The following is a 1,114-nucleotide window of genomic DNA, read 5'->3' as shown; positions in this document are numbered from 1 at the left end:
AGCGAACACCACCAAGCGATGTTCGACGCCTCGCGCGCAGCGCACGGTGGCCAGGCCTCCGGTGCCGCGCGAACGCGACACCGCGCCAAATCCGCACCGGCGCGGTGTCGCAATTCCTCAATCGTGTTCTCGGGAGGTAGCCCGTACCCGGCTTACCTCCCCGGACTCAGTGTCCATCGACACCCGTCACAAGCGGACCCCGAATAGGCAGTTGTCGACCCGAAGGAGGTCATTGTGGAAAGGATCATCGAAGGCCCGTCCCGTATGCACCACGGTGGATGACGTGGTGGTGTCACTGTTGTGCTCGATGAATTCTCCACTGTTGGTCACGGTGTAGAGATGCCAACTGCAGGGTCGACTCGTGTCGTCCGGTCCTGCGAAAAAGTAAATGGTATCCGAAGTGACGAACCCATCGATCGTGGCCGGGTTTGGTGCGGCGTCGACGAGTTCGGTGACACGTGAGACCTGTGACGCGTCGGGTGCTATGGCCAACAGGAGGGGTCCGTCCCCTGTCTGAGGGATACGGCCAGAGAAGTCGGGAACGCTGCCTTCGGTGGGAGAGGCTGCATTTGCCATACCCCCGGTCAGCGCGGTAGTCGTGAGAATTGCTGCGACAAAGGCCGTTTGAAGGGCTCGTGCGTGCATAAAAACCTCTTCTTGTAGGAGGAGAGTGAAGACACAACGATCGTCGAACCGACGAGTCGGTACTAGACCGTAGCCACTGATACTCACCGCGTCACTCCTCCAATCGGGCCAACCATGTGTCCTCCAATCGGGCCAACCATGTGTCCTCCAATCGCGCTCGCATCGACTGGAACGGAAAAGGCTGGCCGATCCTCAGAGCACCGCCCACGAGCATGCCCACCGCATCGCCGCCGAACAGGTAGCCGATCTCCGCCCGTACCCTCCGCATTGATCGAAGCCGCCCCACAGACCACGGAACCACCCACGGCCGCGCCATCCGCGCCAAATCCGCACCGGTGGCCACGGTTTCTCAATCGTGTTCTCGAACGGTAGAGCCGTACCCGACTTACCTCCGGACTCAGTCCATCGGGTTCCGGATCTCAACAGGGTCAACCGGCCGTGGTCCCCTCCCACGAACCCCGAAGCTCAG

The 1,114-nt window shown here is 61.4% G+C and carries 2 protein-coding genes; both read right to left on the bottom strand.

The features are described 5' to 3' along the window. Nucleotides 1–186: 186 nt before the first annotated feature. Entirely contained in the window at nucleotides 187–576 is a 390-nt protein-coding gene (locus RM2_RS23200) for a hypothetical protein (protein WP_072691782.1), read from the bottom strand. A gap of 160 nt (nucleotides 577–736) precedes the next feature. Continuing rightward, a complete protein-coding gene (locus RM2_RS24830; protein WP_169846830.1) occupies nucleotides 737–913 on the bottom strand; it encodes a hypothetical protein in 177 nt (58 codons plus the stop codon). Nucleotides 914–1,114 lie beyond the last annotated feature (201 nt).

It is taken from the genome of Rhodococcus marinonascens NBRC 14363 (assembly GCF_001894885.1).
In the GTDB taxonomy this organism is placed as follows: domain Bacteria; phylum Actinomycetota; class Actinomycetes; order Mycobacteriales; family Mycobacteriaceae; genus Rhodococcus_F; species Rhodococcus_F marinonascens.
The sequence above is the reverse complement of the archived record's forward strand: the minus strand, read 5'-3'. Positions and strand labels throughout refer to the sequence as shown.

What these genes read in the sequence shown, in the direction of transcription:
- RM2_RS23200 (WP_072691782.1), bottom strand. Translation starts at nt 576, where the DNA reads ATGGCAAATGCAGCCTCTCCCACCGAAGGCAGCGTTCCCGACTTCTCT.
- RM2_RS24830 (WP_169846830.1), bottom strand. Translation starts at nt 913, where the DNA reads ATGCGGAGGGTACGGGCGGAGATCGGCTACCTGTTCGGCGGCGATGCG.